Origin of the sequence: Pseudomonas sp. FFUP_PS_473 (assembly GCF_002858665.1) — a bacterium.
GTDB lineage: Bacteria > Pseudomonadota > Gammaproteobacteria > Pseudomonadales > Pseudomonadaceae > Aquipseudomonas > Aquipseudomonas defluvii.
On sequence record NZ_PJQQ01000024.1, the window covers coordinates 1 to 21,068 of the forward strand.

Here is a 21,068-nt window from a genome sequence, read left to right on the forward strand (position 1 = left end):
TCACCCGCGACACCCTTGCCTCCGGCTAACACTTCCCCTTGCCGGGTGTGTAGAGGACTTTCACCTCCAAGTCACCCACTTGGCCACCACAACCAAGCGGGTTGCGCTTACGCGCAACGCGCCATGCCTGGCGCACACAAAAAAAAGCCAGGCAGTGCCTGGCTTTTCACGGCTGCGCTATTAGCGGGACAGCGCCGACACATTGGCCCGCGCCGTGTGCAGTTTTTTATAGCTCTCGATCAGACGCAGGTGCCTGTCGAGCCCCTCCAGCTTCATGCTCGTAGGCGTCAAGCCGAAGAAGCGCACGCTGCCGTCCACTGACCCCAACACGGCGTCCATCCGCGGGTTGCCAAACATCCGGCGGAAATTGACTTCGTAATCTTCAAGCGCCAAGTCATCGTCCAGCAGTACTTCCAGCACCACGTTCAAGGCCTGATAAAACAAACCGCGCTCGACCGTGTTGTCGTTAAACTGCAGGAAGGCTTCCACCAGCTCTTTCGCCTCTTCAAATTTCTGCAAGGCGAGATAGATCAGCAGCTTCAACTCTAGAATCGTCAGCTGACCCCAGGCGGTATTGTCGTCAAACTCGATACCGATCAAGGTGGCTATGTCGGTGTAGTCGTCCAGTTCACTGTCTTCTAAACGCTCAACCAGTGCTTCCAGGCTGGCGTCATCCAGACGGTGCACGTTCAAGATATCCTCGCGGAAGAACAACGCTTTGTTGGTGTTATCCCAGATCAGATCTTCTACCGGATAAATCTCCGAATAACCCGGTACCAGAATGCGGCAGGCGGTTGCGCCGAAATGCTCGTACACCGCCATGTACACTTCCTTGCCCATGTCTTCGAGAATGCCGAACAAGGTCGCAGCTTCCTCGGCATTGGAGTTTTCACCTTCGCCGGAGAAGTCCCACTCAACAAATTCGAAATCAGCTTTGGCACTGAAGAAGCGCCACGACACCACACCGCTGGAGTCGATGAAGTGTTCGACAAAGTTGTTCGGCTCAGTCACTGCGTTGCTTTCAAAGGTAGGCTGAGGCAAATCGTTCAGGCCTTCAAAACTGCGGCCCTGCAGCAGTTCCGTCAGGCTGCGCTCCAGCGCCACCTCAAAGCTTGGGTGCGCCCCGAAGGAGGCAAATACGCCGCCAGTACGCGGGTTCATCAAGGTGACGCACATCACCGGGTACGCCCCGCCAAGGGACGCATCCTTCACCAGCACCGGGAAGCCCTGCTCTTCCAACCCCTGAATACCGGCGAGAATAGCGGGGTATTTCGCCAGCACTTCGTGCGGGACATCAGGCAGTGCGATTTCACCTTCCAGAATTTCGCGTTTCACCGCACGCTCGAAAATTTCCGACAGGCATTGCACCTGCGCTTCAGCCAGCGTGTTACCGGCACTCATGCCATTGCTGAGGAACAGGTTTTCGATCAGGTTGGACGGGAAATACACCACCTCGCCGTCCGACTGACGCACATACGGCAGAGAACAGATGCCGCGCTCTACGTTGCCGGAGTTGGTGTCGTACAGGTGCGAGCCGCGTAGCTCGCCGTCAGGGTTGTAAATTTCCAGGCAATACTCGTCGAGAATCTCAGCCGGCAGTGCATCTCTACGGCCTGGCTTGAACCAGCGCTCGTTCGGGTAATGCACGAACGCCGCATTGGCGATGTCTTCACCCCAAAACTGGTCGTTGTAGAAGAAGTTGCAGTTCAGTCGCTCGATAAACTCGCCCAACGCCGACGCCAGTGCGCTTTCCTTGGTCGCACCCTTGCCGTTGGTGAAGCACAGTGGCGAGTGCGCATCGCGAATGTGCAGCGACCATACGTTGGGGACGATATTGCGCCACGAAGCGATTTCAATCTTCATGCCCAGGCCCGCCAAAATGCCAGACATATTGGCGATGGTCTGTTCCAGTGGCAGGTCCTTGCCGGGGATGTACGTGCTCGCGTCTGACGCTGAGTTCAGCATCAGCAATGCCTGGGCATCGGCATCCAGGCTTTCCACCTCTTCAATCACAAACTCAGGCCCGGTTTGCACGACCTTCTTTACCGTACAACGGTCGATGGAGCGCAAAATGCCCTGGCGGTCTTTCTCGGAAATATCCGCTGGCAACTCGACCTGAATCTTGAAGATCTGGTTGTAGCGGTTTTCCGGATCAACAATATTGTTTTGCGACAGGCGAATGTTGTCGGTGGGAATATTGCGCGTTTGGCAATACAACTTCACAAAGTAAGCCGCACACAAAGCCGATGAAGCCAGAAAGTAATCGAACGGACCCGGTGCGGAGCCATCACCCTTGTAGCGGATAGGTTGGTCAGCCACCACCGTAAAGTCATCGAACTTGGCTTCAAGCCGAAGGTTGTCGAGAAAGTTAACCTTGATTTCCATGCGGGATTACCTGAATACGAGCCAAACGATTTGGCCGCCATTATCCGGCTTTTCGGCTGGAAGTCTTGTGCTTTTGAGCAATGGCCGCTGGCCGGTCCCGCCTGGCCAGGCCAGGCTGCGCAGCAGCAACCCGCGTTGCTGCTGACGGCCTCACGCCGCACCCGGCGTTCTGGCAGGCTCAGGTATTCAAGATTCAACGCCCGGTGCAGGTGAGCCTTACACCCAGCGGAAACGATTGATATGAATACGGCAATGAATGCGTTTGTACTTTTAAGACACGCTGTATTTAGTTGTGGCCGCAATAACACAATTCAAAGCAGATGAGGATATTGACAGGCCCGATCGCATTAACGGTCGGGCCTGTATTTACGCTTGCCTGACGATATCGACCGAGATCTCCACCGCCGGAATCGCGCCTCTGTTCTCAAGCCAGTGGGTGGTGTTCCTGTCCTCGGGCCACCCTACTCCCGGCCCGTAGTCCGTGGCGACACCATTACGATGGTCCGTAATCGTGCCTTGCAAGATGTAAACGGTACCTGGTCTGTCTTTATGGCTGTGCATCGGGCCGAAGACGCCTCCGGGTTCGATAGTCACCAGGCGCATTCTGAGTTGGCGCCCTGCCATGCCGGCGATCTCAGGGCCAAGGTCAAGCGTTGCAAGTAACTTCACCGTCACACCGTGTGTCTCAGGTGCTTCCTGTTCGTTGCTCATCGCGCGGTCCTCTCTGTGATCCCCCACTGCCCAACAATAGGACGTTTCGGTACCTCAGGCCACGGCATGCTCACTTGGCGAGGTAACCGGTCATATGGATTACGTGCAGGCTGTGCGGAGGGCCGTCGAGGAAACACCGAGAAAATGACCGACCGCCTCAAGCACGGCTTCAGGTGCCTCCCGATGGGGGACATGGTGGCAATCATCCACGATCAAATACTGACCCGTGGCTGTCGTCAGTTTTGCGATACGCATCGGATGCAGCGCCGACCCGTACTCATCGTACTGGCCATGGATGGCAAGCAGTGGGCAATGGATTGCGTCAATCGTGCGTTCAATAGTCCACGCCCTGAAGGCCTGGGAAAGCCAAGTACAGGTCCAGGCGGACAACACCCACGGTGCTTTGTCGCCGTGATATTTCTCAAGACGCGCCATCTGCTCCGGCTGTTCGAATTGCACCTCGGCCGTTCGAATGCCTTGCAACGTCAGGTCCTCGACGAACGCCTGCGCCGACAGGGTAATCAACCCCATGCACACCGGTGCATACAAGGACGCACAGCTCGCCGCCATGGCGCCGCCAACGCTGTGGCCCAGGGCAATAAAACGATCGATCTTCAACGCAGCCCGGAGGTGCGCAAAAAAACACTCGGCTTCGTCTCGGATAAAGTGCAGCGGTAATCGCCCGGGGTAAGCGTCAGACTGCCCGAAGCCGAGCCGGTCATAGGCAATGACCTCATGCCCGGTTGCCTGGCACAGCCGCTGGGGGAAATCCCGCCACAGCGCGACGCAACCAAGGGAGTCATGGAAAAGAATGATCGGTGGCTTTTGCGTGTTGCTTGATACGCTCAGAGGAAACCAGCGACGACAAAACAGTCGCCCGTATGGCGTATCGATCCAGCAGGTTTCAGTACGGATAGACAGTGGCATGCAAGGCCTCGGTAGACAGTTCAGCGCGCAGGCAGACGACACAGAGTACCAGTCGCGAGTACAACGATCAGCACGACAGGTAAAAGTCAGGCGCTTCTACTGACCGCCGCCCCACGTGTTAGTCGTTATCTACAGTGACCTCCTTCCAACTGTCATCTGGATCAAAGCGCTTCATCGACTGCGCCAATTTATCACCAGCAGGCCCCAGGTCTTTCTCGAAAACCTGCCCTTCATGACTGATCATGAAACTCATCACCCCGGTGTCAGCATACTTCGCCGGCCAGGCGATCAGTGCGAAACCACGGCTCATCTTGTCACCGATGAGGTAGCTGTAGGCGCCGCCAGGTGCCGAAGGACCTTGGCCATCCAGAATCCTAAAGCGGTAACCATGCCAGTCTTCGCCGGCAATGGTTTTGCCGAACAACGGCCCTAACGGGCTGATCTGACCGCTGTCGTCGTCCGCCCAGTAGAGGCCGTCATGCTTGCCGGGGGTGCTGAAGATTTTCTGCGCATATTCGAGTGCGCCGTCACCATCACGGTCGACTGATGCATAGTCCGTCTGGGCGTCGTGATAGGTCAGCACCGATTGCAGCGTAGCGAGTTCGTTTCGGCCAATTCGACGTGCACGGATTTCGGCACTACCGGCCTTGATGTCGAAAAGCCAACCGTTCTCGCCTTTTATCAGGGGTATGGGCAGTGTCCAGTGGTCACTGCCAACAGAAAGAAGCGCCTTGTTATCGCCAGTTTTTTCAATGCAGTGTTGCTCATGGTATTGCTGCAAAAACGCATCCACATCGCTGCGCTGCACGCCTTCGCGCGGAATGAAACTGCGCCACTCCTCACCGAGCAATTCGGTTAGACGAGCCTGATCGGCGTGCTCCGTCCCCACGGCTTCAACGAACGCTTCAGCGGCCTTTTCAGGCGTTGGAAATGCCAGCTGTGCGGCAGCAATGCACGACCATGCCACACTAGCGGCTATCACCAAGGCATGAGGGCGCAGGCCGATGAGGGCCTTTACTCGAGGAATGTTTTTCAACGTCGCCCTCCCCTTTGACGCGCAGGTGGATTGGACGGCCGACTGATCGGGTTGCCGGCTGATCGCGAGGCATTGGGGCGCTGGGCGGATACCTGGCTGGTACGGCCACGACTGGCTTGTGCGTCAGCCTGGGACGGCGAGCGAGCGCCGGCAAATACATTGTTGCGGGCACTGCCAGTGCTGGCGGATGGCCGTTTTTGCGCAGCCTGGCGTGCCTGCAACTCGCCCTGGCCACGTTCCTGGGTGGCATTCCTGGGTTGCTGACTCTCCCGAGCGTTTCTGGCTGTACCTTGGCCCCTGTCAGACGACTTCAGCCTGTCGTTACCTGCTTGCAACCGATTATTGTCCGGGGCGCCGGGCTGAGCTGCATTCGCGCGATCACGAGCTTCGCGGTTGCTGGTGGCCGGTCGTTCCATACCGTACTTGTCCATGGAACCCCGGGCCTTCTCACGAGCCTGGGCTCGCTGTGCATTGTCCCCGCGATAAGCCTCACGCTGATTGGCACCGTTCAGTTGCCGGCCATACTGTTCGCGGCTCCTGCTGTCTCGATAGGGAACGCCATCGCGATGAACGGCGTTGTGCTGCCACTTGTTCTGATTTTGAGTGATTTGGTTGTTTCGATTGATGGTGTTGTAGCGATTGACGTCGATATCAATGTCGTTATTACCCCAGTCACAATCGCCCCACAGCGAGCCGATAATCGCCACACCGGTACCAAATGCCAGCCCAGCCAGCAATGCCGAGCCGGGGTAATAGGCAGGCGGCGGTGGGTAGTACACCGGAGGTGACGCGGGATAGGCCCAGGTACCATAGGTGGTTGTCGGGTTATAACTGGGTACGTACACCACCTGCGGATCGGAAGGCTGGATGATGATGGTCGAGGTACTGCTAGCGGGGGCGGAGGTCGCATTCGTGGGGGCCGGGGCCGTAGCAGCCTGAACCGTCACATTCTGATATTGGTTGCTCTGAAGGTTGCCTGCTGCTTGCGCCTGATGACGCAAGCGTTGCACGCCGCCCATGACATCGTCGGGTTGCGCCAGGAAGGCATCGCCCAGGCGCTGTACCCAGACGGGATCTTGGCCCAGCGTTGCCAGAACCTGCGGGAACGCGACCAGAGCCTGCACGCTAGGGTCCCACGGCTGGTTCGCCACTTGCTTGACCGCATCATCACCCTTGGCGTCCGGGTGTGCTTTGGACCAGGTTACCGCTTCGGCGACCTCCCCGGGGTACGTGGTGGCCATCAGCACCTGTGCCAGCAGCGGGTCCGGGTAAAGCGCAATGGGCGCGAGCATTTGATCCAGCTGTTCCTGGGTAAACACGGCATCTTTGGCCGCCGCCGTGACAGCCGCTGTATCGGCAGTGTTTGCGCTCTCGGTCGCATCCAGTGGTTGCGCCAAGCAGGAAAACCCGGTCAAGAAGAGTGCAGCGGACACCGCGTAAAACAATGGAATGCGCATTGCACCTCCAATGTGGTCAGGCAGGCTTGCAACAAGTGGGTCAATGCCAGGGAGGCGAAGGCCGACTCTGCACGCTGCAGACCTCCATCTCGATGCCGTTCATTAATGGTAGCAAACGTATAGCGTTGGCCACTCATTCACTGCAACGCATGGGGGGGCAGACGCTTACGGTCTAATTGAGTCTTGGTCGGACTCAGCAGCCAGCTCCAGCTTCAATCGATCAGCCTTGCTCACATATTTAGGCTTGTTCTTCGGTGCCAGTTTGGCACTCGCCTTTTTGGCATGAGCCTTTAACAACTGGTTTATTTTTTTACGACGGTTCATTTGTGTCTGCTCAGCATTCAATTTGGCGAATGATATCAGCTTGGAATATTCAACCCGAAGCCCTGATAACATCCCTTGTTCATGCGTAACGACTCGATCAGCCTGAGTGCCGCGTTAGCCAACACTGACTGCGTGACGGCGTATTAGTCGAATGTTGAGGGGCGCAGGCAACCGAGCGCCATGGCCACCAGGCTATCGAGTAACGCCGGGGATTCGAGCTGGTTCGGCATGTCCTCCAGTACGGACCGGATGACGCTGCGCAGTCCCTGCCCGAGCAAGTAAGCCGCCAAAGCAGGGTGCTCGGTGGCGATCTCATCCTGGTAAAGGTGCAGGAGCGGCAGCCATGTCGCTTCGATGAACTCTCCCGCCGTGTGATAAGGGCCGCGCCACATTCCCAGGTGCAAGGCCGAGTGATAACGCAAGTGAAACGCCTTGTTCAAGTTGAACAGACGTGTTTCGACCCGAATGATATTGGCCAGAATTACCCGCAGCGCCGACTTCAAGGGCACGCCAACCAACCTTTCGCGCAGCCTCAATAATGCCTCGGATTCCTCATCGAGTACTCGCTCGTACAGCAAGGCGACGATCGCGTCCTTGTTGGGGAAATACTGGTAGATCGACCCAACTGCGACCCCTGATATTTCCGCGATGCGCGCGACGGTCAGCGCTGCCTCGCCTGCTTCATCCAGAATCTGCAGGCACGCCTGCTCCACAGCATCGACCAGTGCGCGAGAGCGTGATTGAGTCGGACGCTTGCGTAACGCAGGAAGCTGCTCCGGCTTAGACGTTGGGGCCATCGTGGTTTCATCGCCTCTCTTGCTCATGAAAACCCGAGTGCTGCGTTTATCGCCGCACCACGATTTATATATTTATCCATTTAAATCAATCACTTAACTTCAAATTCCAGGGCTTCCGGAATGCGAATATCTCAACGTTGGCGACGTGAGTATGATCATTTTCGTCGATCAGACAACGTCTAAACGCAGCGTGATACGGCCCATAAGATCGGATATTCCAACCCTACCGGGAGATTGCCTATGTCTTCATCGTTCAGCGTCCAGCCTCTTGGCCCAAACCTGGGTGCCGAGGTGCTTGATCTAGATCCCGCTTCAATCGTTTTGCCGGAAACGCTGGAGGCGCTTGAGGCGCTACTTATAAAACATGAAGCCATAGTGCTGCACGTCCCTGGGCTAAGGCCCGAGCAACATTTGGCAATGGCACGGTACTTCGGTGAGCCTGAAGTTCACACCTTCTATCCCAACCTGGGCGAAGGTTTTGAACAGATCACCGTGATCGACTCAAAGCTGGGCGACCGCGCCGATATGTGGCACCACGATGAGAGCTTTCTGCCAAGCCCACCTATCGTCACCATGACACACGCACAGATCTTGCCGCCGAGTGGCGGCGACACCTGCTGGATCAGCATGACCACGGCTTACGACGAGCTGTCCGAGCGCATGAAGCGCTACCTTGAAGGCCTTGGCGCCTGGCACGACATGAACGGACCGATGACGGCGGCACTGCGCCAGAACGTTGTCACGCATGATCGCTATGTCGAGGTCATCAACATGAACCGTCGACACCTGCATCCGCTGGTTATTCAGCACCCGGTATCAGGTCGCAAGGCGTTGTATCTGAGCCCGACCTACACCACCCATATCGACGGCCTGGCCACCCAGGAAAGCGATGCGATCCTTGCCTACCTGAATGCACATTGCCAACACGTTAAATTCGGCTTCCGCCATCGCTGGCGAGTGGGTGACATGGTGCTCTGGGACAACCGCAGCGTCCTCCACAACGCCATCCTGGACTATCAACCGCATCAACGGCGCATGCAGCGTACCTCGGTATTCGCTCGCGGGCCTTTCCACGCGTGACTCTCAAGGAAACAGCCATGCTGAAGGATGAACTGAACTACGACTTGCTGACCCGTTACATACCCAGGCCAGGTCGCTATGCGCTGCTGCCTGAATTGACTCCGCGCCAGAGCGTGGCGCTACTTTGCCGGGTGTTATCTCGCGAAGGCTATAACGACCACATCGCCGGTCACATCACCGTTCGCCAGGACGATGGCACTTACCTGGCCAACCCTTGGGAACTCACCTGGGGAGAAGTGACCGCCTCGGATATCGTGCGCCTCGATCAGGAAGGCAAGGTGATCGAGGGGGAATGGAACATCACGCCGGCCATCAATCTGCATATGGATGTGCACGTAGCCCGTCATGATGTGGGCGTGGTGATCCATAACCATCCGCGATGGGGATCGGTGTGGTCGGCGGCCGGACGAATTCCGCCGATTTACGACCAGACATCCGCGCTGGTTGATACTGACCCGGTACTCTATGACGAGTATCGAGGCACGGTGGAAGACACTGCATTGGGCCGAGCTGTCGTAGATGCACTGGGCACGCATAAATGGGCGCTGCTCGCAAACCACGGCGTACTGGTGGTGGCCAATGGCATTCGCCAGGCGCACTTGCGCGCTATCACATTGGAGTGGCGCAGCCGTCTGGCCTGGCATGTCGAAACGCTAGGTGGCGGCTCACCATTGCCCGCTAGCGTCGCTCTCGCAACCGGAACGCGCACCGATACGAATGGCTTCCCGTTCCTGTGGGAAGCCATGGCACGCGAGGAAATCCGCCGCGACCCTGGCGTTCTTGAGTAAGCCTCTCTCAGCCAGGTCGGAACGGCTGTCAGAGCGTACGACTGACCGAAACCTCCAGACGCATCACGCCCCGAACGCGCGGAGCAGCGTTGTTGTGTCTGGACCACCAACAAACCCGCCTGAGTGGTGAGCCCCCTACTGAAACGTCTTTCTTTCAGATTTACGCGAATAAAAGCTCGACCTCCACCATTGCCTGAGGCGCTGGCTAAGTGGCTGGTTGTCTTGCTTTAACTGGCCACTCAGCTTTTCAAGCCCGCTCTCGTTGCCTTGTCCAGGCCAGCTTTATGTTCTCAACGCTTGGTACAAACCTGGACATATGCCGTATTCCCACAACCGGTACCCTCCGCCCTGCGATGGTAGCGGTGAACCCGTACGTCGCAAGGTAGGAAGACGAATCGACATGGTCCAATGCCTCACCGTTGCCGAATGCCTCCCACATGATCCTCGCGGCGGACGGGCTCCCCAACCCATTGCTGTACGCGATGATCAGTTCTGGTTCAGCGAGCGACATCGTCACCCGTTGGAAAAACTGCATTGATTTGCGTGTCAGTGACTCCAGGCTCGCAGCAGAGGATCCTCGCGCAACTTTTTGTATCGATGCGGCATCTTTGGAGCACATCAACAGCGCATTGGTGTAAACGGTATCGCGCCACTCAAAACCCAGTGCGGTGGGTAACTCTGTCAGGCGCCGAGCCAGGGTTTTCGGCCCCCAACCGCCATCAAGGCCATAGGCAACATTGGAAAACTCAGGCTGATCGTAACCTGCACCTATTGAACCGGCGTTGGTGTGGACGGCATCGGCAAGAGAGCCGTTAAAGCCGACCATGATCAGACGCTTGCGGCTTGGTGGTGCCGCGAGCAACTCGAAAGCGCAGTCGAAGGGGCGCGCGTTGTAATCTCCAATGGCCAGGTCGCCAAGTGCTTCAAGAATAAAATTGCGGGTTTGCAGCGGCATGACCTCGTCCTTTTGGCATAGCGGCCCATTGACATTATTGAGCCTTAACATGACTGAACAGGGTCTCAGCGAGACCGTCCACCTAGCGCAAGAGGTCAGCGGTCAGATTTTCCAGGAGCACCACCATGACCAAGATAGTCCCCGATCCCCCGCACACCAACATCCTGAAAACCACCGCCTGCGCCACGTTCGGTTCCTGCGAAGACACTCACGATCCGCTGTTCAGTGTTCGCGCCGGGCTCAACGTCGAAGACGTGCTGATCCACCTCACCATCCTGCTACGTTCCGCCTACGCCACCAACGAACAGGCCTGTCAGGTGGTCGACAGCGAAACCCGTCATCTGCTCTGGTCCACGTGCACGGCCGTTGATATGGCTCAAGGGCTGGCGCAGGCGTTACTCGGAGGCATGGAGGCCGACCGGTCAAGGCCGGAAGCACGCTAGCGGTGTATGCGGGTAGTGGCATAGCGCCCTGCCCGCTTGGTGTTCATGGCCGCCAATCAACTCACAGACGCGGCGGCACCGTTGGTGGGGTCCCCCTCACAAAGCATCTCTTTGAGGCGTTCACGCTCCTGTACGCCCGGCAGCACACCCGAGGTCAAAGCCTCCAGCACCGTGACGCCTTCTGCGTTGAGTATTATCACCTCGGCCTTTGCCTGCCCCCGCTCGTTGATGTCAGTGATGCGCCAATGGCACGTGATCTGTTCGCCTGGGTAAACCGGGCGTTTGAACTCGAATTGCATCCCTGTCGCCAGCCAACCAATCTGCCCGCCGATTTCAGTGAGAAGGCTGGCCGTCAGAAGACCGTGGGAAATGGGCGCCTTGAACCTGCGCAGTTCGGCATAGCAGGCATCGCAGTGAACCGGGTTGTAGTCCCGAGATATCTGTGCGAACTGACGAACATCGTCCTCTGAGAAACAGCGGGATACTGTAAAGCAGTCGCCGACCTGAAGACCTTCAGCAGCACGTTCTCTCGGGCTTTTCATGTGGGGTTCCTTGGCTACTGATAGTCGGCGGTTAAAACGTATGCTCGGGGCCGGGAAATGTTCCTGCCTCTACCTCACCTGCAAAGTCCCTTGCCGCGGTGTGAAGGATCGAACGTAGATCGGCGTACTGCTTGACGAACCGCGGTAGCCGCCCCGTGCGCAGCCCGGCCATGTCTTGCCAGACCAGCACTTGGGCATCGCATTGGTTACCCGCGCCGATCCCGACAGTAGGAATCGAAACAGCTGCAGTGATCGCGCCACCCACGTCCCCCGGCACCATCTCGATCAAGATAGCGAACGCGCCCGCGGCTTCAAAGGCTTTGGCACTCTCGATCAGTCGCTGTGCATCTTCGCCACGGCCCTGTACGCGGTATCCACCTAATTGATGTTCCAGTTGTGGAGTAAAACCGATATGCGCCATGACGGGGATACCCGAGCTGACAAGCTTCTCAACCTGCGGCAACACCTCGATACCGCCCTCCAGTTTCACAGCGTGCGCACCGGCCTCCTTCATGAACCTGACGGCCGTGTTAAAGCACTGCTCCACCGAAGCCTGGTAAGCACCAAAAGGCAGATCCGCAATCACTAGTGCTCGCTGTGTCGAGCGAGTTACCGCGCGTACCAGCGGGATAAGTTCATCAACGGTTACCGATAGGGTGTTCTCATTGCCATAGACATTGTTCCCGGCAGAATCCCCCACCAGAAGGACAGGTATCCCGGCCTCTTCAAAGATAGCGGCGCTGTACATGTCATACGCAGTGAGCATCGCCCACTTCTGGCCGTCAACTTTCATCTGTTTCAGGTGTGAAATTCTGACGCGGGTCGCCTGTTGGGCACGAGGGGCACTGCCATAAGGTAAAGGCTGGTCGCTCATCGGGGGTCGCCTCGCTGAAATAGAATTAACCGGACAGCTGCCCGGCGAGCAGCACTACCGCGATGATGATCATGGTTGCACCAGAGAGCCGGCTGATGAGGTGCGCTGCAGCCGGGCGTGCCCGAAGAACGGCTTGTGAACCAAACCCGACCAGCAGATAGATCACACCGCAACTCAAGGCGTGTATGAGCCCCAGCGCAATGATCTGCATGGGAACGGGCCATGGCGCGGTGACATCCGTGAATTGAGGCAAGAGTGCCAGGAACAGCAGGAACACTTTCGGGTTCAGCCCGCTCACGCAAAGCCCCTTGATTGCCCAGCGCGACCAGGAGCCCGATGCCTGACGGGCATCAGCGTGCGGTGTAGCCGGATGGGCAAGCATATTGATGCCCAACCAAAGCAGATAAGTGCTCCCGGCAACGGTCAGTACCGACAGGGCTACCGGGTGGCTGGCAACCAGCGTGCCGACACCGCCTGCCACAATCACGGTTGCAATCAAGTGGCCAGACAGCAGCCCGGCCACCGCAGGTATGACGACACGCCCCTTAAGGCCCGCCGAAATCGCATACGCCCAATCCGCGCCGGGCGTGATAATGAACAGGATCGACACCGCCCAGAATGCAACGACCACACTGAACGTCATCGGGCCACCCGCCCCTGCTGCTTACTCATCGCCATCTGCATCGTCTCGCTCCGTGAATCAAACGCCGCCCTCCTCTGGTCGCCAGAAAAGTACAGCCGTTAAGGGTGCGAGGAAGATTAGTGAAATCTTGCTAGAATTTTCTTTCGAATATCATCATGCATACGCTGCTAACGGGGAGATTCTTCTGCATGGACCGGACTGATCGGAAGATTCTTGCTGAGCTTCAAAAAGATGGTCGTCTGTCGGTCACCGAACTGGCCGAGCGCGTGGGCCTGAGCCTTTCCCCGTGCCATCGGCGAGTACGGGCACTGGAAGAGTCTGGCGTGTTGCTGGGTTATCGAGCACAGCTGAATCCCGGCGCACTGGGCCTGAACTTTTCTGCCATGGTGTTTGTCACGCTCCGAGAGGGCGACAGGCGCGCGGTCGAGGCGTTCGAGACGGCGCTGATTGACATTCCCCAGGTGGTCGACGCTCAGCGACTGTTTGGCGAGCCGGACTACCTGCTTCAGGTCATCACTCAGGACCTGCCGGCCTTCCAGCGGCTCTACGATGAAAGCCTTTCGACACTGCCCAATGTGCAGCGGCTGACCTCCACGCTGGTAATGAAGCAAGTCATCCAGAACAGGCTTCTTCCTTTGTGATGGCGCAGCCTGGTAGACAGGCACTGGCTCGAAGCCCTGCCCGACGTGCTCAGCCGAACCTGCACAGGTGACCACAGATCAGCTATCCGTTGAACATACATCCGTTGTAAAGCCCCAGCGTCCGAGGCTTAATCGCTGCAACTGCGATCTACACAACCTCACGCACTGACGAGAACAAAGGGCAGAACATGACCCTCAATGAAATGATCGACAACGGGTGCGAAAACCATCCTTTGCTCGCCGAATTGATCCGTCTTGAACCAACCACCTGGTTCAATCCGGCGCTGGCACCGACAGCGCAAGCGCTGGGTGATGTGCCGCTGAACGTCGCCGATGTCGACGACGCCGCCTCCCGGCTTGAACGCTTTGCGGCATTTATCCAATCAGCCTTCCCCGAGACACAGGCCAGTGACGGTATCATCGAGTCACCGCTGCTGCCGCTGGCCCAGCTCCAGGCTGCCTTGTGCGCGGAGCATCAGCTGCCGATACAAGGCCGACTATGGCTGAAGGCCGATAACCTGCTGCCGATTTCTGGCTCGATCAAGGCCCGGGGCGGTATCTATGAAGTACTCAAGCACGCTGAGGACCTGGCCTTGGCCGGCGGCTTGCTTCAACCCGGCGACAGCTACAGCACACTGGACAGCGATGAAGCCCGGGCCTTTTTTGCCCAGTACAGTATCGCGGTCGGCTCCACCGGCAACCTGGGCTTGTCGATTGGCATCATGAGCGCCCGCCTGGGGTTCAAGGCCACCGTGCACATGTCCGCCGATGCCCGGCAATGGAAGAAAGACCGGCTGCGCGCCTGCGGGGTCGAGGTGATCGAATACGCCTCCGACTACAGTGTAGCGGTGGAGCAAGGCCGCAAGCAGGCCGAGATGGACGCGAAATGCCATTTTGTCGACGACGAAAATTCTCTGAACCTGTTCCTTGGCTACGCCGTGGCCGCACGCCGGCTGCAACGCCAGCTTGACGCCGCAGGCATCACGGTAGATCAGGCGCACCCACTGTTCGTCTACCTGCCTTGCGGTGTCGGCGGTGGCCCTGGCGGAGTGGCGTTCGGTCTCAAGCAGGTTTTCGGTGATGCGGTGCACTGCGTCTTTGCTGAACCGACGCACTCGCCCTGCATGCTGCTGGGGGTTTACACCGGGTTGCACGATGCGGTCAGCGTCTACGACGTCGGCATCGACAACCGCACCGCCGCCGATGGCCTGGCAGTGGCCAGGCCATCAGGCTTTGTCGGGCGCGCCATGCAGCGCTTGATCGACGGTTACTACACCGTCACCGATGACGAACTCTACCGCCTGCTGGCCCTGATGGAGGCTACCGAAGGCCTGAAGCTGGAGCCCTCGGCACTGGCCGGGCTGCCCGGTTTCCTGCGGGTGTTGCAGGAGCAACAAGGCTACAGGGCACGCCTGGGGCTGGATGACCCACGTATGGCCAAGGCGACGCACATCATGTGGGGCACCGGCGGCAGCATGGTCCCGGACGAAGAAATGGACGCCTACCTGAGCCGGGGCCGTACACTACTGGCTGGACACTAGCCCTTGATCGCAGCGCCGTGGCCACAGGTTATTCGTCTACCCCAACCGCGAAGCCATGCCCCAGCGTGTACAGGTGCTGATTGACTGGCTCAAGCAGTGTGCCGACGAACTCGTGCAGCCTTGACTCAGGCGCCCTTCAGCAACCGCTCGACCTGGGCCAGTTCCCAGGTACTGAGCAAACTGACCGGGTCGGTACGTTGCCAACTGTCGCAGGCCCCTACTCGGCCATCCGGGCTCTGACCATGCAGGCAGTGGTGCAGGCTGTTGCCGCTGAAGTCGAGCGTCAGTTGCCACCCTTCAATGCCAACCTTTAACAGGCCATGCCCAGACGGCTGGTCAAGGCGCTGCAAGGGTCGAATGCCCAGGGCGGCGTCTCGCAAGCATTGGTACACCTCGCGGGCAGTCAAGGCGGTCATCAGTTCACACTCGGCAGGTGCATGGGCGCTACTCGCTATTTTCCAGAGAGGTAAACGGTTGTTGCTTGATCTACCTAGCGGCGGCCAGGATGTTACCGTATTGACGACTGACGCTGCATGCAAGGACGACGCGCACCCGCGCGCCGGTCAACTTAAGGGCAGGCACAAGGAGAGATGAGTGCATGTATTTGAAACGCCGAGGCTGATTGGGCGGCATCTATCACAGCACGATCTACCCGCGCTGGCAGCAATGCTGAGCGACCCTGAGGTGATGAGGTATTCGGTGCGCGGGGTATGTAACGAGCAGGCCACCCGGCGTTTTATTGAATGGTGCCAGGCCTGCTACGCCTCGCTCGGCATAGGCCCATGGGCCTTGGTCGAAAAAGCCACGAATGACCTCGTCGGATTTTGTGGCGTTGGGCCAGAAGTGATTGATGGCGCAGAAGAGGCCAATCTGGGGTATCGCCTGGCCAGAAGGTACTGGAACCAAGGGCTTGCCTGCGAAGCGAGCAACGCTGTTGTTGATGACGTTTTTGCTCGAAAACAACTGGCGTCTGTCGTTGTAGTCATCGAACCGGAGCACATCGCCTCGTTGAGGGTGGCTGAAAAAACCGGCTTTACGACATTCGAGTTACGCGAGTTTCATGGCCGGCCAGTGCGCATGTACCGCTTGAGTCGTGAGAACTGGATGAGTTTGCGGCACGGCGCACGCCAGCACCAGGACGGGTAAGGGCAAGCCCCTACCCGTCCAACACTGCGCCTTGGCCCACTTGGCGCAGCGGCTGCGCCGCAATCAGATGCGGAAGGTTCCGACCAGATGCTTGAGGCGGTTGGCTTCGCGCTCCAGATCGTTGCAGGCGCGCAAGGTCGCTTGCAGGTTCTCGACACCGTCCTGGTTGAGGGTATTGATCTCGTTGATGTCCAGGTTGAGCGCCTCGATCACCGATGTCTGCTCTTCTGTCGCCGTGGCCACGGACTGGTTCATATTGTCGATTTCACCAATACGCTCGGTGACAACCCCAAGGCTGGAGCCGGCCTGATTGGCGATCAAGACGCTACTTTCGCTGTCGCGTTGGCTTTCTACCATCGTTTCTACCGACTGCTTGGAACCAACCTGCAACTCCTCGATCATGTGCTGGATTTCCTGCGCCGAGCTTCGTGTGCGATGGGCAAGGTTGCGCACTTCATCGGCGACCACAGCGAAGCCGCGCCCGGCTTCACCGGCACGCGCTGCCTCAATGGCGGCGTTGAGTGCCAGCAGGTTGGTCTGGTCGGAAATACTCTGGATGACCTCAAGGATCTGCCCGATGTCGACCGTCTTGCCGTTCAGCGCCTCGATGTTGCCACACGAGTCACTGATCCTGGCGGACAGCTGGTTCATCGTCTTGATAGTGGCGTCCACAATACTCTGGCCTTCTTCCGCCCGCGCCCGCGCATCGCTGGCCTGATGTGCCGCCTCTGCGGCATTGCGTGCGATTTCCTGGGCAGCAGCACCCAATTCATTGATGGCCGCAGCCACGCTATTGGTACGGCTGGCTTGTTCGTCGGAGTTGAGCATCGACGAATTGGAAGCCGTGACTACTTGGGTCGCCACATCACTCAGATGGAAAGCCGACGACGACACTTCACGGATAGAGGCATGAATGCGCTCGACAAACTGGTTAAAGGCCGTGGCCAGCTCACCGAATTCGTCCTGAGTATGTACCGTGAGGCGCTTGGTCAGGTCCCCTTCGCCCTTGGCAATGTCACGCATGGCAACCCCCATGGCGTTCAGCGGGCGCATCAGCACGTGGATCAGGACGCCGAGCAACAGCATGATCACAGCGACCGCGACCAGCGTGGTGATGATCGCTGACGTGCGGTACTCGCTGAGCAGCGAGTAGGCCTTGGCTTTATCAACGGACAGTACGATGTACCAGTCAGCGGAAGGCAGGCCGTCGATATGGGCAAAACTGAGAATGCGCGTACCGTTCTGGTTGCTCGCCTCGCTGAAGTTGTCGCCGATACGTGGCGTATTGTGAGGGTACACATCCTTCAGGTTCTTCATGACCAGGCTCTTGTCTGGGTGAACCAGAATCCGGCCATCACTGCTCACGAGGAACGCGTAACCCAAGCCATTGAAGTTCAGCGAATTGATGGTGTCATTCAGCACGTTGAGGTTCAGATCGCTGCTCAGCACGCCCGCGCTGCCTGCAGGCGTTGCGATGGCTACGGTCAGCCCGCCGGTGACCACGTCGACATAGGGCTCGGTCAGGATGGTGCCTCCAGCCGCCTTGGCGGCCAGGTACCAAGGTCGTGTGCGCGGGTCATAGCCATCAGGCATCTTGCTGTCCGGGCGCATGGTAAAACGGCCGTCAACACTACCCAGGTAGGTGAACACAAAGTTCGACAGCAGCGTTTTTTGTTCCAGCAGGCCAACGACCTCCTCAGGTGCCGGGTTACGGACAATCGACTGGGCGGTGTTTTCCACCAGCAAAATGCGCCCTGCCAGCCAGCTCTGGATGCCCTTGGCAGTGGCGCCGCCAACATCGTTGAGATAGTTCTCCAGGCTCTTGCTGACCGCATCGCGCTGCAACGAGTAACTATAGAGGCTGGATAAAGAGAAAATCATCACCACTACCACAGCGGCAGCGAGCAGAATTTTCTGGCTGAATTTTAGCTGATTGAACATGCACATAATCCTTGGCGGCCACGACGTGTTAAACGCGCTGGCAAAAACTTTATATCCGATGATTTTCAGGCGAGCGGTACTGCGTCGCAGCGTTCATGACGTTAAATCGCCAGGCACACGGCAAACCCTGAATAAGTTGAGCGGTTATGAATGCGGTATGTGAAAGTTACAAACCCGATGGTTCTTTTTACGATGCCATCCGTGAATACGCTTATAAATAATCTGCTCCTGGGCCGATACGCACACCCTCACAGCTCAGACCTGCACATCGCCAGCGCAGGATAATATCACTTTAATATCGCCACGTAAGCATTTTGACGTCATTTTGCCGACGCCATGTTTAAGCCTTGTGACAGGCCGGGGAAAACCTCTGACAGCACCGCGCACAGATTGATAGCCCACTATCCATTCGTCGTATACAGCACGATTTTTTGCTCGCAGAGGGTTAACATTAACCACACTAAATCAATGGATTACCGGGTTTTTTAATGTTGTCACGGAAACACTCTGCGCAAGCACTGCCTGTAGACGCACACTTCCTAGCCTTGCTGAATGCCACCGACTGCGCCAAAGCTACTTGGCAAAACACCGTGGAACATCTAAGTACTGTATCCGACGAGGTTTGGCTTTCTAGAATGCAAGAGCTTGATGAACTAGAACGCCAATACCGGACGTGCCAGGACACGCTGTTTCAGCACATCAAGAACACCCTCGAAACTGTCGAAGAATAACCACCCTCAGACGTGGAAAAGCCCTGGCCAGAACGCAAGGGTTTTTTATTTAAAGAGCCTGCTACCCAACGGCAAGTACTAACGCCTTACGCGGCCGCTGCGTTGGCACAACACTAACGGGTGACAGGTAACCCGAACCGCCGCCAAAGAGAGCACCCCCTGCATGGAAATCAACGCCGACTTCGACCAGCGTATCGTGCTGCACGCAGCACACATGCCTTGGGTAGACTCCCCTATGCAGGGCGTGCAGCGACGAATGCTCGACCGCATCGGTAACGAAGTTGCACGCGCCACCTCCATCGTGCGCTATGCGCCTGGCAGTCAGTTCAGCCCTCACACCCACGACGGCGGCGAGGAGTTCATCGTACTGGAGGGTGTGTTCCAGGATGAGCATGGCGACTACCCTGCCGGCACTTATGTGCGCAATCCTCCAACCTCGCGGCACACACCTCGCTCCAGCAATGGTTGCATCATCTTCGTCAAACTCTGGCAGTTCGATCCGGCAGACCGTCATCACTGCGTGATCGACATGAACCACGCAACGCTGATACCGGATGCCCAACGCCCGGGTGTAGGCGTTATCCCATTGTTCCAGGACGGTCACGAAACGGTACGTCTGGAGGTATTGGTGCCAGGCACGCACATCGAGATGGCATGCCCGGATGGCGCCGAATTGCTGGTGCTGGCCGGTGAGGTGGAGGTTGATGGCGACCTGCTCTCAACCCTGTCGTGGATGCGCCTGCCCAAAGGCGACCATTTGGTCGCCACAGCGGGCACTGATGGCGCCAGCGTTTGGATAAAAACAGGACATCTAGGTCGCATTACAACACCACACAGTGCCTAGCCAGCACACGCCGATCAGCTCCAGGGGTGGCGAGGTGGCTTGACGCCATTGAGCGCATAGTTGCCAACGATGTGGTACTTCCAGCGCACCGGGTCGTGCAGCGTATGCACGCGGGCGTTGCGCCAATGACGGTCAAGCCCGTATTCCTCAAGGGTCGACCGGGTACCCGCCAATTCAAACAGGCGGTTGCTGGCCAGGATTGCTACTTCGGTGGTCAGCACCTTGGCTTCGGCGGTGAGCAGTGAGGCTTGCGCCACGTTGTCTTCTGTCGGCTCGCGCAGTGCATGGTCAATCGCATCAGCCGCCAGGTCCAGTACCGCATCAGCGGCACGCAAGCGAATCTGCAAATCACCCACCTGCTGAATAATGTACGGATCATCCGTGGCTTTCTCCAACCCCGAGTCGATCCATGGACGGGTATGCCGGCGCACATAGTCCAGGGTATCGTTGAACGCGCCGCGGGCAAGGCCCGCATCGATGGCAGCCTGGATGAACTGAGAAATGGCACCGCCTGCGGTCGGACGGTCGAACGCCTTCCAGATCGGCACCACCTGCGCGGCAGGTACCCTTACCTGATCGATCAGCACCGTACCGCTGGCGGTGGTGCGCTGACCGAAACTGGACCAGTCGTTCACCACCTTCAGCCCCGGTGCATTGCGTGGCACCACGGCCAGGTGCGGCAAGCCTTCCTCGGTAACCGCGACAATCGGCACCCAGTGCGCCAACAGCGCCCCCGTGGAAAAGAACTTCTGGCCGCTCACTACAAAATCGTCGCCTTCAGCGCTGATACGGGTCTGGAAGTCTGCTACGTGCTTGCTGCCACGCTCGGAGAAGGCATTGCCAAAGCGTGCGCCTGACAGTGCCAGGTCGAAGAAAAAGCGCTTCTGCTGCTCACTGGCGTCAAAGGCGATGTGGGCCAGGATAACGAAGTGGTTCTGCGCCAGTTGGCCAAGTGAGCCGTCCGCCGACGAGATCTGCTTGAAGACTTCACCGACCGTTCGGTAACCGGCGCCCAGGCCACCGTACGCCTTGGGCACCACGATGCTCCATAGCCCGCTCTGGGAGTATGCGTCGAGTTCGGCTACCGGCAGACGCCGCTCGCGATCACGCGCAACGGCCTCACGGGCAAACTCGCTGGCCAGGCGCCGGGCCGTTTCAATGGCCTGGGCTTCACTGGTCAGGCGCTGTGCTGGCGTGCTTGATTGGGTTTGGATAAAGGCGTCGGCCTGCTCGGCCAATGGGGTGTGCAAGTCAGTCATGGC

Annotated in this window: 21 protein-coding genes and 1 pseudogene; 7 read left to right on the forward strand and 15 right to left on the reverse strand. The window is 58.1% G+C overall.

Features of this window, described 5'->3' with window-relative positions; translation table 11 throughout:
- Window positions 1-180: 180 nt before the first annotated feature.
- The 7 genes from CYD26_RS16790 to CYD26_RS16820 all read right to left on the reverse strand — a co-directional run bounded on the left by CYD26_RS16790 (window position 181) and on the right by CYD26_RS16820 (window position 7,664).
- A complete protein-coding gene (locus CYD26_RS16790) occupies window positions 181-2,385 on the reverse strand; it encodes an OsmC domain/YcaO domain-containing protein (RefSeq protein ID WP_102053112.1) in 2,205 nt (734 codons plus the stop codon).
- 366 nt (window positions 2,386-2,751) lie between these two features.
- The gene (locus CYD26_RS16795; protein ID WP_065761607.1) at window positions 2,752-3,096 is read right to left on the reverse strand and encodes a cupin domain-containing protein; all 345 of its coding nucleotides are present in this window, start codon (window positions 3,094-3,096) and stop codon (window positions 2,752-2,754) included.
- Between the two features lie 99 nt (window positions 3,097-3,195).
- Window positions 3,196-4,023, reverse strand: a complete 828-nt coding sequence (locus CYD26_RS16800) for an alpha/beta fold hydrolase (protein ID WP_102053113.1) — start codon at window positions 4,021-4,023, stop codon at window positions 3,196-3,198.
- A gap of 118 nt (window positions 4,024-4,141) precedes the next feature.
- Entirely contained in the window at window positions 4,142-5,029 is an 888-nt protein-coding gene (locus CYD26_RS16805; RefSeq protein WP_102053159.1) for a DUF2950 domain-containing protein, read from the reverse strand.
- Window positions 5,030-5,055: 26 nt separating this feature from the next.
- Window positions 5,056-6,516, reverse strand: coding sequence for a DUF3300 domain-containing protein (locus CYD26_RS16810; protein ID WP_102053114.1), 1,461 nt, complete (start codon window positions 6,514-6,516; stop codon window positions 5,056-5,058).
- Window positions 6,517-6,681: 165 nt separating this feature from the next.
- Window positions 6,682-6,840: a DUF2986 domain-containing protein gene (locus tag CYD26_RS16815; protein ID WP_099776657.1), complete on the reverse strand. Its 159-nt coding sequence runs from the start codon at window positions 6,838-6,840 to the stop codon at window positions 6,682-6,684.
- A gap of 143 nt (window positions 6,841-6,983) precedes the next feature.
- Window positions 6,984-7,664, reverse strand: a complete 681-nt coding sequence (locus tag CYD26_RS16820; protein WP_102053115.1) for a TetR/AcrR family transcriptional regulator — start codon at window positions 7,662-7,664, stop codon at window positions 6,984-6,986.
- A gap of 213 nt (window positions 7,665-7,877) precedes the next feature.
- On the opposite strand from CYD26_RS16820, the gene CYD26_RS16825 reads away from it, so the two are divergent.
- Complete coding sequence (locus tag CYD26_RS16825; RefSeq protein ID WP_102053116.1) at window positions 7,878-8,717, forward strand: TauD/TfdA family dioxygenase; 840 nt, start codon at window positions 7,878-7,880, stop codon at window positions 8,715-8,717.
- A gap of 17 nt (window positions 8,718-8,734) precedes the next feature.
- Window positions 8,735-9,505, forward strand: a complete 771-nt coding sequence (locus tag CYD26_RS16830) for a class II aldolase/adducin family protein (protein ID WP_102053117.1) — start codon at window positions 8,735-8,737, stop codon at window positions 9,503-9,505.
- A gap of 247 nt (window positions 9,506-9,752) precedes the next feature.
- Here CYD26_RS16830 and CYD26_RS16835 read toward each other — a convergent pair whose 3' ends face one another.
- Entirely contained in the window at window positions 9,753-10,460 is a 708-nt protein-coding gene (locus tag CYD26_RS16835; RefSeq protein ID WP_218197059.1) for a hypothetical protein, read from the reverse strand.
- Window positions 10,461-10,585: 125 nt separating this feature from the next.
- Between CYD26_RS16835 and CYD26_RS16840 the strand changes: the two genes are divergently transcribed.
- Window positions 10,586-10,903: a DUF3077 domain-containing protein gene (locus CYD26_RS16840; protein WP_102053118.1), complete on the forward strand. Its 318-nt coding sequence runs from the start codon at window positions 10,586-10,588 to the stop codon at window positions 10,901-10,903.
- Between the two features lie 56 nt (window positions 10,904-10,959).
- Here the strand turns inward: CYD26_RS16840 and CYD26_RS16845 are convergent, their stop codons facing one another.
- From CYD26_RS16845 to CYD26_RS16855, 3 genes are read right to left on the reverse strand one after another with little or no spacing between them, the layout of a single operon-like run.
- Window positions 10,960-11,445: a MaoC family dehydratase gene (locus CYD26_RS16845; protein ID WP_102053119.1), complete on the reverse strand. Its 486-nt coding sequence runs from the start codon at window positions 11,443-11,445 to the stop codon at window positions 10,960-10,962.
- Window positions 11,446-11,476: 31 nt separating this feature from the next.
- Window positions 11,477-12,319, reverse strand: a complete 843-nt coding sequence (gene panB, locus CYD26_RS16850) for a 3-methyl-2-oxobutanoate hydroxymethyltransferase (protein WP_102053120.1) — start codon at window positions 12,317-12,319, stop codon at window positions 11,477-11,479.
- Between the two features lie 25 nt (window positions 12,320-12,344).
- On the reverse strand, window positions 12,345-12,962 hold the full coding sequence (locus tag CYD26_RS16855; RefSeq protein WP_102053121.1) for a LysE family translocator: 618 nt from the start codon (window positions 12,960-12,962) through the stop codon (window positions 12,345-12,347).
- 188 nt (window positions 12,963-13,150) lie between these two features.
- Here CYD26_RS16855 and CYD26_RS16860 point away from each other — a divergent pair, with 188 nt between their 5' ends.
- Together CYD26_RS16860 and CYD26_RS16865 are read left to right on the forward strand one after the other, a co-directional pair.
- Entirely contained in the window at window positions 13,151-13,603 is a 453-nt protein-coding gene (locus CYD26_RS16860) for an Lrp/AsnC family transcriptional regulator (RefSeq protein ID WP_065761496.1), read from the forward strand.
- Window positions 13,604-13,791: 188 nt separating this feature from the next.
- Window positions 13,792-15,144 (forward strand): D-serine ammonia-lyase, encoded by a 1,353-nt coding sequence (locus CYD26_RS16865; protein ID WP_102053122.1) that lies wholly within the window; start codon window positions 13,792-13,794, stop codon window positions 15,142-15,144.
- A 125-nt stretch (window positions 15,145-15,269) separates the two neighbouring features.
- Here CYD26_RS16865 and CYD26_RS16870 read toward each other — a convergent pair whose 3' ends face one another.
- Window positions 15,270-15,560 carry a hypothetical protein gene (locus CYD26_RS16870; protein ID WP_102053123.1) on the reverse strand — a complete coding sequence of 97 codons (291 nt, stop codon included), beginning with the start codon at window positions 15,558-15,560 and terminating at the stop codon, window positions 15,270-15,272.
- A gap of 178 nt (window positions 15,561-15,738) precedes the next feature.
- Here CYD26_RS16870 and CYD26_RS16875 point away from each other — a divergent pair, with 178 nt between their 5' ends.
- Entirely contained in the window at window positions 15,739-16,290 is a 552-nt protein-coding gene (locus tag CYD26_RS16875) for a GNAT family N-acetyltransferase (RefSeq protein ID WP_102053124.1), read from the forward strand.
- 63 nt (window positions 16,291-16,353) lie between these two features.
- On the opposite strand, the gene CYD26_RS25980 is transcribed toward CYD26_RS16875, so the two are convergent.
- Both CYD26_RS25980 and CYD26_RS25985 read right to left on the reverse strand, forming a co-directional pair.
- Window positions 16,354-17,118, reverse strand: a complete 765-nt coding sequence (locus tag CYD26_RS25980; RefSeq protein WP_371917239.1) for a methyl-accepting chemotaxis protein — start codon at window positions 17,116-17,118, stop codon at window positions 16,354-16,356.
- Window positions 17,119-17,208: 90 nt separating this feature from the next.
- A pseudogene (locus CYD26_RS25985) lies at window positions 17,209-18,237 on the reverse strand (cache domain-containing protein); the annotation flags it as partial.
- An 888-nt stretch (window positions 18,238-19,125) separates the two neighbouring features.
- On the opposite strand from CYD26_RS25985, the gene CYD26_RS16890 reads away from it, so the two are divergent.
- On the forward strand, window positions 19,126-19,806 hold the full coding sequence (locus CYD26_RS16890; protein WP_102053127.1) for a cupin domain-containing protein: 681 nt from the start codon (window positions 19,126-19,128) through the stop codon (window positions 19,804-19,806).
- Between the two features lie 14 nt (window positions 19,807-19,820).
- Here CYD26_RS16890 and CYD26_RS16895 read toward each other — a convergent pair whose 3' ends face one another.
- Window positions 19,821-21,065, reverse strand: a complete 1,245-nt coding sequence (locus CYD26_RS16895; protein WP_102053128.1) for an SfnB family sulfur acquisition oxidoreductase — start codon at window positions 21,063-21,065, stop codon at window positions 19,821-19,823.
- Between the last annotated feature and the right edge of the window lie 3 nt (window positions 21,066-21,068).